The sequence below is a fragment of the Vibrio gallicus genome (genome assembly GCF_024346875.1).
Lineage (GTDB): Bacteria > Pseudomonadota > Gammaproteobacteria > Enterobacterales > Vibrionaceae > Vibrio > Vibrio gallicus.
Genome location: NZ_AP024871.1, coordinates 261637 through 275830, shown reverse-complemented (window position 1 = coordinate 275830; position 14194 = coordinate 261637). Strand labels below are relative to the sequence as shown.

At 44.6% G+C, this 14194-nt stretch carries 9 protein-coding genes; 6 read left to right on the top strand and 3 right to left on the bottom strand.

What is annotated here, in order from left to right; genetic code table 11:
• Positions 1-142: 142 nt before the first annotated feature.
• Together OCU28_RS01370 and OCU28_RS01365 are read right to left on the bottom strand one after the other, a co-directional pair.
• On the bottom strand, positions 143-3250 hold the full coding sequence (locus OCU28_RS01370) for an efflux RND transporter permease subunit (RefSeq protein ID WP_261816587.1): 3108 nt from the start codon (positions 3248-3250) through the stop codon (positions 143-145).
• A complete protein-coding gene (locus OCU28_RS01365) occupies positions 3247-4554 on the bottom strand; it encodes an efflux RND transporter periplasmic adaptor subunit (protein WP_261816586.1) in 1308 nt (435 codons plus the stop codon). Before OCU28_RS01365 ends, OCU28_RS01370 begins: the two co-directional genes overlap by 4 nt.
• A 455-nt stretch (positions 4555-5009) precedes the next feature.
• On the opposite strand from OCU28_RS01365, the gene leuA reads away from it, so the two are divergent.
• From leuA to OCU28_RS01340, 5 genes are all read left to right on the top strand, one after another.
• A complete protein-coding gene (gene leuA / locus OCU28_RS01360) occupies positions 5010-6560 on the top strand; it encodes a 2-isopropylmalate synthase (RefSeq protein ID WP_261816585.1) in 1551 nt (516 codons plus the stop codon).
• Positions 6561-6616: 56 nt separating this feature from the next.
• A complete protein-coding gene (gene leuB / locus OCU28_RS01355; protein WP_261816584.1) occupies positions 6617-7708 on the top strand; it encodes a 3-isopropylmalate dehydrogenase in 1092 nt (363 codons plus the stop codon).
• Between the two features lie 10 nt (positions 7709-7718).
• A complete protein-coding gene (leuC, locus tag OCU28_RS01350; protein ID WP_261816583.1) occupies positions 7719-9122 on the top strand; it encodes a 3-isopropylmalate dehydratase large subunit in 1404 nt (467 codons plus the stop codon).
• A gap of 9 nt (positions 9123-9131) precedes the next feature.
• A complete protein-coding gene (leuD, locus tag OCU28_RS01345; RefSeq protein ID WP_261816582.1) occupies positions 9132-9734 on the top strand; it encodes a 3-isopropylmalate dehydratase small subunit in 603 nt (200 codons plus the stop codon).
• 74 nt (positions 9735-9808) lie between these two features.
• Positions 9809-10588, top strand: a complete 780-nt coding sequence (locus tag OCU28_RS01340) for a DUF547 domain-containing protein (RefSeq protein ID WP_261816581.1) — start codon at positions 9809-9811, stop codon at positions 10586-10588.
• A gap of 104 nt (positions 10589-10692) precedes the next feature.
• Here the strand turns inward: OCU28_RS01340 and djlA are convergent, their stop codons facing one another.
• Positions 10693-11535 carry a co-chaperone DjlA gene (gene djlA / locus OCU28_RS01335; protein WP_261817405.1) on the bottom strand — a complete coding sequence of 281 codons (843 nt, stop codon included), beginning with the start codon at positions 11533-11535 and terminating at the stop codon, positions 10693-10695.
• A 149-nt stretch (positions 11536-11684) separates the two neighbouring features.
• Here djlA and lptD point away from each other — a divergent pair, with 149 nt between their 5' ends.
• Positions 11685-14162: an LPS assembly protein LptD gene (lptD, locus tag OCU28_RS01330; RefSeq protein ID WP_261816580.1), complete on the top strand. Its 2478-nt coding sequence runs from the start codon at positions 11685-11687 to the stop codon at positions 14160-14162.
• The last annotated feature ends 32 nt before the right edge of the window (positions 14163-14194 follow it).

Sequence of the window (14194 nt, the reverse complement as noted above, 5' to 3'; positions counted from 1 at the left end):
TGACCAAGTTAGGCATCGCAAATGACAAAGAGGTGACGTTTTCCCCTCAGCAATATTACAGTTCCAAAAAACTTTTATGAATCATAAAAAAAAGACAGGCCGTAGCCTGTCCTCTAGTCGTAATAACTCATTGCAAGTCTAATTATATCGATAGGTTTTCATGCTTAGTAACCTTGCCAAAATCTGCCAATATTGCGTAGGCGCATGGCACCATAAATAGCACTAATACGGTCGAAGCAAAGATACCAAATACAATCGAAATAACCAGCGGCTGAATAATCTGAGCCTGAAGGCTGGTTTCAAGTAGCAGTGGTAACAAGCCTGCGGCAGTTGTCATTGAGGTGATAAACACCGCTCTAAAGCGCTCACGACTCGCTTTAACAACGGACTCATGCACGCTATCTCCTTCATCTATATGATGCCGTATATATTGCACCAACAATATGGAGTCATTGACAACAATCCCCGCCAGAGAAACAAACCCCATCATACTTGGCATGCTCATGTTGTGCCCAAGTAGAAAGTGCCCCCATATAACCCCGATAAATGCCAAAGGTATCGCCAGCATAACCACAAAGGGCTCTAAATAACTGCGGAATTGATAGCTCAAGATAGCGAACACCCCGAACAAACCAACCAAGAAGCCTTTCCCCATAGACGAACCGGTTTTGGCTGAATCTTTAGACTCCCCCTCGAAGTCAAAGCGAATCCCTGGATACTTCTGTTTGAGCTTAGGCATCTCTTGCTTGATAAAGGTTGAGATGATCTCTCCTGAACTTGCTTTCGAGGTATCCAGATCGGCAAATACACTTACTGTTCTTAAGCCGTTTACTCTCTCTATACGTACATAGTTTCTTTGAAAATCAAAGCTAGCAATACTTGATAGAGGGATCTGAGCGCCGCTCGGCATAATAATAGGAAAGTTAGATAAACGATCGAGATCGCCTGCTACTCGCTTATCAAGGCGCACTTCAATCTTGATGTTTTCAACCCCAACCTGTATCTCATCAGCAGTCTGTCCATAAAAGGCAGCCCGCAACTGGTTAGCTATCATCTGTCCATTAACGCCGTAGACTTCGGCCCCTGGGCGAAGTTTTACCAACACCTCTTCTTTACCCATCCGCATATCATCAAGCACACCGTGTACCCCATCAAACTCATTGAGGTAAGATTGAATATCGATGGATGCCGCCTTTAATTGCTTCAAGTCATCATGCTGCAAACGGATCTCAATCGCTCGTCCACCTGGTCCCATGGTAGGCTCTTTAAATACTAAAGAAATTGGGGTTGCAAGCTCGCCAACATCTTTGCGCCACGCTGCAACGAAATCATCAATGCGCGTATTACGCAGCTCAGCTCCGAGTAGATCAAGGCGAACCGTTGCTAGGTGAGGACCAGATTCGTTGGCATCCGCATTGCTATTGAAGCTGGCAGTAATGTGCTGGACTAATGGTGTGCCATTTTCAACATCTTTAGTGAGCTGCTGGTCTAGCCTTTTAGCTGAAGCAATCAACTTATCGACAACCACTTCGGTCTGACTCAATGATGAACCTGGAGGTAAGATAATGCGAGCCTCGGCAATATCACCTTCCAAATCAGGGAATGGGACGAATTTGAGGTGTCCGCCTACCAATAAAGAAATTGAGATCAGCAGCGCGGCAACAACCCCTCCCATAAATAAATAGCGGTACTCTACCGCCTTATCGACAGCGTTGACTAAGGTATGGTTCCTAAAGTGTTCAAACTTTTCCAGAAACACCTGTTTAAAGCGCAGATCAGGACGCTCTTTCTTTTTCGAATGTAATGAGTGCGCTAGGTGGTGAGGTAGAATTAGAAAGGCTTCAACCAAACTCAGCGACAGTACCAGTATCAATACCTGTGGCACGGCTTTAAGTACTGCTCCCATCTCTCCATCTAAAAACAGCAGACTACCAAAGATACATATCGTGGTTAAGAATGAGGATAGGACTCCCGGAAATACCTTACGCACCCCGTTATAAACTGCATCATCAATCTCCTCTCCTTTATCTAGATGGGAGGCGATAGATTCAGCGATAACAATGGCGTCATCCATCATGATACCTATTGCCATCAGCAAACCGACCAGCGACATAACGTTGATAGAGATCCCCAGATTAGACATTAAGAATATGCCACCAAGGAAGGCTACGGGTAAGCCGGCGGCAACCCAGAAAGAGTAACGCAAACTAAAGAACAACCACATGGTAAAGAAGACCAACACGATCCCCTGCCCACCATTCTCTACCATCATAGTAAGTCGGTCCCATAGTACCGAAGAAAGGTCGTTAGTAGTCTCTATCGTGACGCCATCAGGCGCGATTTCTCGCTGATCATGAACAAATTTAACCACTTGGTCTTTAATTCGCAGTGCGTCATCTTCTTTGTTTTTACTTACCTTTAAAATTGCCGATGGCTTGCCATCGAACAATACTTTTTGTTCATCTAATTCAAAACGGTCGGTAATAGTTGCTACATCACGCAGATGTATTAACGAGCCATTGCTGCCTGAGCCTATAACAATACTTTCTAATTGAGTTGGTGTGATTTTGCGCTCATCAAAACGAATTAAGAAATTCTTATCTGGCGTTTCAACACTGCCACTGGGTAATTTTACGTTTTGCTTACCTATCTGCTGAGCGATATCACTCACCGTAAGCCCCAATTGGCGCATAGCTTGAGCATTTAATTCCACGCGGTACTCATGTTCCGAGAACCCCGAAACATTGACCAAAGACACACCATAATCAAGCTTTAGAGTACGCTTTAATTTTTCTGCATACGCCTTTAACTCTGGCCAAGTTGTATTCGCGGTAATTGCAATATCAATTACGGGCTCATTCCAATCGAGTTCTTGAACAATTGGCGACTCAATCTGGTCAGGAAAGTCATTAATTGCATTTATCTGTGTTTGTACATCCACTAGCATTCGGCCAATATCTGCACCATCATCTAGTTTCAGAATTAGGCTTGCACTGCCTTCAACCGCCTCACAGGTTGTCTCTTCAATATTGGATAATCCATCAATCGCATCTTCTAGGCGTACACATAGGCTCTCCTCAACCTCCATCGGAGAAGCACCAGGATAGACGATAGTCGCCATAATATAAGGGGGAGAAAACTCAGGAAATGTCTCACGCTTGATGGTTGGCAAAGCAAGCAACCCCACCAACAATAGCAGTAGCATTAATAAATTAGCTGCCGTTGGGTGTCTAGAGAAAAAACGAATCACGCTTTATCCTCCGGTTGTTCCTCAAGCTTCAATGACATCCCTGAAATAGCAGGCAGTAGATCATTAAGGATCAATTGATCGCCGTCTTTGATATCACCATCAATCACCACCTTTTGCTCTCGACGGTATTTAATCGTAACCGGTAAAATCACTAATTTGCTGTTCTTAAATAGATATACTTTATCTCCATGTAAGGCTCTCTCTGGAATAATCCAGCTTGGGGAAGCCATTCCTTCTATTTGCGCTCGAACCAACATTCCACTGACTAATGGTGGGCCTGATTTTTCATTAAGCTGCTTATAGTCTTGTGAGATCTCTAGAATCACGCCAGCAGTCGCTTGGCTGGGATCTATCGAGTCTGAAATACGCGCAACTTTTGCAGGCCAAGTGGCCTCGAGGTTACCACTTGATAAGGTTACCTGAGCCTTCAGTTTTTCAATGCTTGGCAAAGGTGAACCCACAGCATCGCGGGTTAGATTAGAGATACTTCCTACTAGCCTTTGCACATCATGGATAGACAGTTGAGCCTCAACCTCCATCGTATCTAAACCTTGCGCAGACAACATTTCTTGTTGTTGATTAACTACCTGATTAAGCTCAATGCCCACCTCAGAAATACGAAGGTCTTGAGGTAATACGACCGAGGTTTTGGCTAGTTTTGTTTGCGCTTCTTGCACCTTAGATTGATTGACCTTAACCAAGGTCTGTGCAACCTGCTTTTCATCGGGATAGAGTGCTAATTGATTTTCAATATCCTGCACTACTTTTTGCTGGGCAAGATAGGTTTGCTGCTGAGAGTCTACATCGGATTGAGATGCTACTTTTTTCAGTCTAAGATCTTGTTTTCTTTGAAGCTCTTTCTTGGTTAGCAACAAACGAGAACGCTCTATTTTTATACTGCTTTGACGGTTTTTATGTTCTAAAGAGAGTTTCTTCAATTGCGTTTCGCTTGAGCTCAGGTCTGCTTTTGCTTGAGTCAGTTTCAGTTCATAATCAAGGGGATCAATACGTAGTACTTCCGTTCCCTTTGGCAAGATACGCCCACGCTCTAAAGATGGGTGACGATACACGACCTTACCTGAAACCTCAGCAATCGCCTTCCACTCAAACTTCGGTGCCACCTTGCCAAAACCAATGATTTTCGGCGCCATAGGTTGTAGATGCAGTGGCATAACCTCAACCACCTTAGAGCGGTCTCCTGCTGGTTTAGTTGCAACCTCTGGACGAGTCTCCATCATGATAATTAAAACAATAACTCCGACAGCTAACGCTGGGAAAAATAATAGCTTTTTACTTATTTTCATTGCTTAGTCTCATAGTTCAGCAAACCGTCACGCGGCGAGATAATTATTCAGCATACATTGACCAATTATTTTTTCGGAAATCATCAATTAGGCCAAAGCATATATCATACCTTGTACAACCAATCTGAGACCAATCTAATCAGGCATTAGCTCTAACTCATTATTAGTGATGCATATTTTCTAACTTATAATCCAACCTAGTACTAAATTTGCAAAATTTATTTCCATTATACTTGACGACTGCATAAAAAGTACGGTATTACTCTATTAACTTACTTGATGGAACGTTTATACAAATGAACTTTGGTACTTTCTCAACCCTACTCCTCCTCCTCATCGTGACTTAATCACGCGGGTAGCTAGTGGATGAAAAATACCACCATCAATATAGAAACCCGCACATTGATTGCGGGTTTTTTTGTATTTGAACTGGACAACAGCATAAGGAAGTCAACATGAGTGATCAGGTCATTATCTTTGACACAACGTTACGTGATGGTGAGCAAGCACTGTCTGCGAGTCTTACTGTCAAAGAAAAGCTACAAATCGCATATGCTCTAGAGCGATTGGGCGTAGACGTCATTGAAGCTGGCTTTCCGGTATCATCACCAGGCGATTTTGAGTCAGTTCAGACCATAGCTAAAAACATCAAAAACTCACGTATTTGTGGTCTATCGCGAGCTGTCGCTAAAGATATTGACGCGGCGGCCGAAGCGCTAAAGGTTGCTGAACAGTTCCGTATCCATACCTTCATCTCTACTTCAACTATTCACGTTCAAGATAAGCTTCGACGCAGTTATGATGATGTTATTGAAATGGGGGTCAATGCGGTCAAACATGCCAGAAACTACACCGATGACGTAGAATTCTCTTGTGAAGATGCTGGTCGAACCCCTATTGACAACCTATGCCGTATGGTTGAAGCCGCTATCAACGCTGGGGCTAATACCATCAATATCCCAGATACGGTTGGGTATACGGTACCAAATGAATTTGGTGGCATTATCCAGACCCTATTTAACCGCGTACCGAACATCGATAAGGCTATCATCTCAGTGCACTGCCATGATGACTTAGGTATGTCAGTTGCCAACTCAATTGCCGCGGTGCAAGCTGGTGCTCGTCAGGTTGAAGGCACAATCAATGGTATCGGAGAGCGTGCAGGTAACTGCTCACTTGAAGAAGTTGCGATGATAATTAAGACTCGCGAAAGCCTATTGAATGTATCTTCCAATATCAAACACAATGAAATCCATCGCACCAGCAAGCTTGTTAGTCAGCTATGTAACATGCCGATTCAAAGCAATAAGGCCATTGTTGGTAGCAACGCATTTAGCCATTCATCAGGCATTCACCAAGATGGCATGCTAAAGAACAAAAATACTTACGAAATCATGACCCCTGAGTCAATTGGCCTTAAAAACCAAGCCTTGAACCTAACCAGTCGCTCTGGTCGCGCCGCCGTGAAGAGCCATATGGAAACTATGGGTTATCGTGAAGAAGAATATAACCTAGACACCCTATATGCAGACTTTTTGAAACTTGCAGACCGCAAGGGACAGGTGTTTGACTATGACCTTGAAGCGCTAATGCACTTCGCAAACCTGCGCGATGAAGATGATTTCTTTAAGCTAAAATATCTAAGCGTCCAGTCAGGCAGTATCATGGCGACCACCAGCATTAAGCTTTTATGCGGTGATGAAGAGATGAGTGAAGCTGCGGTTGGTAATGGCCCTGTTGATGCTCTTTATCAATGTATTTACCGTGTTACTGGCTACGATATCGTGCTTGATAAGTTTGACTTAACCGCCAAAGGTGAAGGTGAAGATGGCCTAGGCCAAGCCGACATTATCGCTAATTATAAAGGTCGAAAATATCACGGTACGGGTATATCCACCGATATCGTTGAAGCTTCAGGTCAGGCTCTATTACATGTAATCAATAGCATTCATCGCGCTGACCAAATTGAAGAGATAAAACAGAATAAACTCGCTGAAACCGTTTAAATTTCATCCCCTCAATTGAGGGGACGTTCTAGCTTATTTTATAGGAAGCCTATTTCATGGTAGATAAAACTTACAACATCGCAGTATTACCTGGTGACGGCATTGGCCCAGAGGTAATGCAACAAGCTCACAAAGTACTAGATGCAATCGAACAAAAGCATGCAATCAAGCTAGCGCGTACAGAATATGACGTGGGCGGTATCGCTATCGACAACCATGGCTCTCCGCTACCACCACACACCTTAAAGGGGTGTGAGGATTCAAATGCGATTTTGTTCGGCTCTGTAGGCGGCCCGAAGTGGGAAAATCTACCACCTAATGAACAACCTGAGCGAGGCGCACTTCTTCCGCTACGTAAACACTTCCAACTGTTTTGTAACTTGCGTCCAGCACAGATCCACAATGGCTTAGAGGGTTTCTCCCCTCTGCGCGCCGATATCTCAGAGCGCGGTTTTAATATCGTTGTGGTTCGTGAACTAACCGGTGGCATCTACTTCGGCCAACCAAAAGGACGTGAGGGTGAAGGCGCAAATGAGAAAGCGTTTGATACCGAGGTTTATCATCGCTATGAGATTGAGCGTATCGCTCGTATCGCATTTGAATCCGCTCGTTTACGCAACAAAAATGTTTACTCTATCGATAAAGCAAATGTACTTCAGAGCTCTATTTTATGGCGTGAAGTGGTAGAAGAAGTCGCTAAAGACTATCCAGATATTACCTTGAACCATATGTACATCGATAACGCGACCATGCAACTTATCAAAGACCCGTCTCAATTCGATATCATGTTGTGTTCTAATATCTTCGGCGACATCCTCTCTGATGAATGTGCCATGATTACAGGCTCAATGGGCATGCTTCCGTCTGCCAGCTTAAATGAAAGCAACTTTGGTCTCTACGAACCGGCAGGCGGCAGTGCTCCTGATATTGCAGGCAAAAACATTGCTAACCCAGTAGCTCAAATCCTATCGGCGGCATTGATGCTTCGCTACAGCTTAGGTGAAGAAGCCGCAGCAAAAGATATCGAAACGGCAGTAAGTAAAGCACTATCTGCAGGTGAACTAACCGCAGACCTAGCGGGCAAAAATACAGCTCTAACCACATCTGAAATGGGCGACAAGATTGCTCAATACATCTTGGGCGCGTAAGGAATCAATCATGGCTAAAACCCTATATGAAAAAGTCTACGATGCACATATCGTAGTTGAGGCTGAAGGCGAAAACCCAATTCTATATATCGATCGTCATCTGGTACATGAAGTAACCTCACCACAAGCTTTTGATGGCTTGCGAGAAAAAGGCCGCCGTGTACGCCAAACAGAAAAGACCTTCGCCACTATGGATCACAACGTCTCTACCACCACCAAAGACATAAATGCCTCTGGTGAGATGGCGCGTATTCAGATGGAAACCCTATCTCATAACTGTGGTGAATTCGGCGTTCGTTTATATGACCTTAACCACAAATATCAAGGGATCGTTCATGTTATGGGGCCAGAACTGGGTATCACCCTACCTGGCATGACCATAGTGTGTGGTGATTCTCATACCGCAACCCACGGGGCATTTGGTTCGATTGCCTTTGGTATTGGTACCTCTGAGGTTGAGCACGTACTTGCTACACAAACCCTAAAGCAATCTCGTGCTAAAACCATGAAGATTGAAGTTAAAGGCAAGGTTGCACCAGGCATTACCGCCAAAGACATCGTATTAGCTATCATAGGAAAAACCACCGCTGCCGGCGGCACTGGCTATGTGGTGGAATTCTGCGGTGAAGCTATCACTGACCTTTCTATGGAAGGACGTATGACAGTGTGCAACATGGCAATCGAGCTTGGCGCTAAAGCGGGTTTAATCGCACCTGATCAAACCACTTTTGATTATATCAAAGGTCGTAAGTTCGCACCTAAAGCTGAAGATTGGGATGCGGCAGTTGAGTACTGGTCTACATTACACAGTGATAGCGACGCTCAATTCGACGCAGTTGTCACCTTAGAGGCAAGCGAGATAAAGCCACAGATCACCTGGGGAACTAACCCTGGCCAAGTTATCTCGGTTGATACCCCAATCCCAACTCCAGAAAGCTTTTCCGATCCAGTTGAGAAAACCTCAGCCGAGAAAGCCCTTGCGTATATGGGACTAACCGGCGGCACTTCACTTAAAGACTATAAAATCGATAAGGTGTTTGTTGGCTCTTGCACCAACTCTCGTATCGAAGATATGCGAGCGGCAGCTCAAATAGCCAAAGGACGTCAAGTCGCCAGCCATGTGCAAGCTCTTATTGTTCCGGGCTCTGAACAGGTTAAAGCACAGGCTGAATCTGAGGGACTAGATAAAATCTTCCTTGATGCTGGCTTTGAGTGGCGACTACCAGGTTGCTCTATGTGCTTGGCAATGAACAACGACCGACTAGGTCCTCAAGAACGCTGCGCATCAACCAGCAACCGTAACTTCGAAGGTCGCCAAGGTCGTGAGGGTCGTACTCATCTAGTCAGCCCAGCGATGGCAGCAGCGGCAGCAATTGCCGGTCACTTCGTCGATATTCGTGAATTTGAACAGTAAGGGAAACAAATGTCTGGTTTTAAGCAACACACAGGGTTAGTCGTTCCTCTAGACGCAGCAAACGTTGATACGGATGCCATCATTCCTAAGCAGTTCTTACAAAAAGTAACTCGAACCGGCTTTGGTAAGCACCTATTCCATGACTGGCGCTTCCTCGATGACGCAGGTCAACAACCGAACCCAGAGTTCATTATGAACGCACCAAGATATCAAGGTGCAAGTATTTTGCTAGCTCGTGAAAACTTTGGCTGCGGCTCCTCTCGTGAACATGCTCCATGGGCACTGGCTGACTACGGTATTACGGTAATGATTGCACCAAGTTTTGCCGATATATTCTATGGCAACTCGATCAACAACCAGATGGTACCGGTACGCTTGAGCGAACAAGAGGTAGATGAAATATTTACCTATGTACAGCACAACGAAGGCGCACAGGTCACGGTTGATCTAGAAGCAATGACCGTAACAGCAGACGCGAAACAATACTCTTTCGAGATTGATGAGTTTCGTCGCCACTGCCTGCTAAATGGCTTAGACAATATTGGTCTAACCTTGCAACATGTAGATAAGATCACAGAGTACGAACACAGCATCCCAAGCTTCATGCGCTAATTTCATCAAAGGTGAAATAAAGTTCATACTAAAAAGGTCGTGTAATTACACGGCCTTTTTTTATGGAGAAAACAATGCGTTATCTATGCTTACTTATGGCATGCCTTTCATTCTCATCCCTAGCTGCGCCAAAATCAGAGCTTTGGCCTTACTGGAATAAACAAGGCACGAATACAGGGCTTAACCACCAAGCTTGGCAAACTCTGTTAGACAAGTACCTAGTAACCCAAGGTGAGTACACACTCTTTAGCTACGCTAAGGTCAGCAAGCAGGACAGAGCCAATCTACAAGGTTATTTACACTCATTGACCAGCATAGACCCAACAACCTATACCAAAGCTGAGCAATACGCGTACTGGGTTAATTTATACAACGCCCTTACCGTAGATCTGATTCTTCAGGCATATCCGGTTAAATCCATTACCAAGTTAGGCGGCTTATTTAGTTTTGGTCCATGGGGAGATAAGTTAATTAGCATTCAAGGACAGGATGTTAGTTTAAATGATATTGAGCATCGGATATTGCGTCCTATATGGAATGATCCTCGAACCCACTATGCGGTCAACTGTGCAAGCCTTGGTTGTCCTAACCTGCAACCACAAGCCTTTACCGCACGCAACCGTGAAGCGCTGCTTGAGCAAGCCGCAGTAGGCTTTATAAACAGTGATAAGGGCGTTCGATTACAAGGAAACAACCTACAGTTATCTTCTATTTACGACTGGTTTGCTGTGGATTTTGGCGGGGAAAAGCAAGTACTTGCTTACCTGGTACTATACCGCCCTGAACTAAAGGGCTTTTCAGGTAAAGTGAGCTTTGATTATGACTGGCGATTAAACCAGCCTCAATACGAGTAGCAAATGAGATAAAGAGCTTAGGCGCAGTGCTTGGCAGACAACCAAGTACAGTGCCTAAGCTCCCAAAAAGAAAAGACTTATACTAACGGCATAAGTTTATTTGGTTACTTGAAGCCGCGCTCTTTTTTAACCAGATCATAAGCACTCTGGATCTCTTGAGCCTTCTCTTTCGCTACTTCTAGCATCTCAGGAGGTAAGCCCTTAGCTGATAGCTTATCAGGATGATGCTCATTCATCAGTTTACGATAAGCACGCTTAATCTGTTTAGAATCCTCCTGCGCATCGACACCTAGAATCTCATATGCTGCCGCTAACTGATCTTCAGAAGGCGCTTGTTGGAAACCGCCACCGTGCTGATGACCTTGATACCCGCCACCTTGCTGGAAGCGATACGCTGCCTCTTGCATACGCAAGCGACGCTCAAGTTGCGCAGCATTGAACCCCAATTCCTGAGCTACGATATGCAGTACATCACGCTCTTTAGGGTGAAGACTGCCATCGGCAAATGCAGACGACACCTGAAGCTCTAGAAAGAACTGCAGCAGATCTTTACGTCCATGACTACCCGCTTTAACTCGGCGTAAAACTGAGCGTAGCGGAAATGAGGACGATTTACCTTCTCTAAATGCCTCTTGTGCGGTACGCTTTTGATCTGGATTTAGATTCATGCGCTGCATCATTATCGACGCTAGTTGAATCTCACTCTCTGTTACTTGGCCTTTGGCCTTGGCAACATGCCCCATAACGGAGAAAGCGGCTCCAAAAAACTCAGCTTGCTGGGCTGGATTTACGCTATTTTGAAATCCACCAAACGAAGAGTTATAGCCAGATCGCCTTGCTTTTGCACGGTCAAAGCTATGCCCAATAATAAGGCCAAATAACAAACCAAAGGGTCCGCCGAAAAGAAACCCAAAAAAAGCGCCTAAAATTTTACCAAAAACGAACATCATGCTTCTCAATTTACTAATTTTTAAAGAGTAATGTACTCTCTTTAGTGCCTGTCGTTCCAAATTCTATTATCATTAGGAACATTCTGCCGAGATTACGGTCAACTACAGTCTACGGACTTATTTACCATCAAGGAAGTTTCCACCCGATGTCAATTTTTCCCCGCACCTGGCTTGCAATATCTATCTCCGCCATTTTTATGGCGACGAGCGCTCAAGCTGAAACAAGTGTGCAGGAGAACTCCACTGAAAATCAAGGTGTTCACAAAGAATCTGAAGCACCAAGCACATCAAGTCAAGATGTTGCGACTAAATCTTCAGTGCAAAATTCCGATGATGACTCAAGCGAGAACAATACCGAAGCGGCTCCCGAGCTTAAAGCTATTTTAGCCGCAGCCAATGATCAAACAATAGATGTGACTGAACAATGCTTCCCACCAGATAATGCTGAACCGAATTCTTTACCCACTAAGGTAGAAGCCGACTCTCTAGAAGGCGTCAACGGTCAAGAAGCAACCTATAGCGGCAACGTTCAGGTGACTCAGGGAAATAATCGTCTTAGTGCCGATACAGTCACACTCCACCAGCAAGATAACCTTGTGGTTGCAACCGGTAATGTCAAGATGACCAATGGGCAGATACGCTCAGTCTCCGATAAAGCAACAACCAACCTAGATACCGATGTCTCTACCCTAGAAATGGCCAACTATAGCCTACTTTGTCAAAGTGGCCGTGGTGACGCTAAGGTTATTCGGGTTGAAGGCAAGGCTTACTATGAATTAGAAGATGGTAGCATTACATCCTGTCCTGAGGATGATGATTCTTGGCGCTTGGTTTCTTCATCAATTGAGATTGATAACGAAGCAGAAGAAGCAACCCTGTACAACCCAAGGTTTGAGATTCAAAAAGTTCCGGTGTTTTATCTACCTTGGTTAACCGTTCCGATTGGTGACAACCGTAAGACAGGCTTTCTTTATCCGACGGTTTCATACGGTACCAGCGATGGTGCTGAGGTGGAGATCCCTTTCTATTGGAACTTAGCGCCTAACTATGACCTCGAAACTACTGCCAAATATATGAGCGAGCGCGGTACGCAATTGGACGGTAAGTTTCGTTATCTGAGTGATTTTGGGCGTGGTGAGATTCAGGCTCAGTATCTAGGCGACGATCAGAAATATCCTGACTTGGATGATCGCTGGGGCGTTGGTTATAAACACTATGGCGTATTTGATAGAAACTGGAAACTGCAGGTCGACTACGCCAAGGTAAGTGATATCTACTATTTTAGAGATATATCTTCCAGTATTGGTGAGCGCGAAGATGGTCAGTTGCTACAACAAGGTCAAGTATCATGGAGAAACGAACACTGGGATACCAGCTTACTTGTTCGTGATTTCCAATTACTGTCCACGACCACTAACCTTCCATATCAGATGATGCCTCAGCTAAGGGCTAACTACTACTTCCCTGAGCTTACCGACTTTATCGATTTTGATGTAATTAGCCATATTACCCAGTTCAAGACCGATGACGCCCGAGGCGTAAAACCTATATCTGCTACTCGAGTTCATATTGAGCCTGGGGTCAAGATCCCGCTTACCACCACTTGGGGTGGTTGGGAAACAGAGGGTCGCCTATTAACGACATACTACAACCAGGATCTGAGTAATATGAACCCTGGCAGTGTCGGTGATCTTAAACAAGATGTGACGCGTGTTATTCCTGAATTCCGTAGTAGTGGCTCTCTCTATCTAGAACGCGGCACCAGTGTTTTCAAAGGCTACACCCAAACACTTGAGCCTAGAGTTCAGTATTTGTATGTACCAGATGAAGACCAATCTGATATCTACAATTATGATACAACCCTAATGCAAACCGATTACTACGGCCTATTCCGTACTCGGAAGTTCAGTGGTGTTGATAAGATAGTGTCAGCGAATCAGGTAAGCTACGGTGCCACCACCCGATTTTATGACCAAAACTATAGAGAGCGTCTCAACCTCTCCTTTGGCCAAATTTATTATCTAAATGATAATAGCAACAATAACAGTAGCAATAATCAGGAAGATAATAACTACTCGGCATGGGCAGTTGAGGCTGATTTCAACGTCAACGACTATGTCTTTTACCATGGTGGTATTCAGTATGATATTGGTGATGAAGAAGTGCAGCTTGCCAACAGCACCTTAGAATATCGACGAGGTGCCGGCTATGTGCAAACCAACTACCGCTTTGTATCTCGTAAATATATAGAAGATTCAGTAGATGGCATCAATGTTGGTAGTGTAACCAATGATGGCATCTCACAAGTTGGTCTACTTGGCGGATATAAATTTAACAAGAACTGGAACGTCAATGCTCAGTACTTCCATGATACAACTGAAAATATCATGCTTGAGGCACTAGCTAGACTAACCTACACCTCTGATTGCTGGTATGTTGGGGTTACTTATACCGACCAGTTGCGCTCTTGGGACACCGTAGGTGCTCCAAACCCGGGCCCTGAATATGAAGAGAATATCAGCTTCAATATCGGGATTATCGGCTTTGGTACAAACTTTGGCACTGACTATGGTGACGGCGGCAATGCTCTAGGGTACGGTCGACCTTTCTACCTCAATAACTAGGGTCCGTTTGACCTAATAACATATTTAAACGT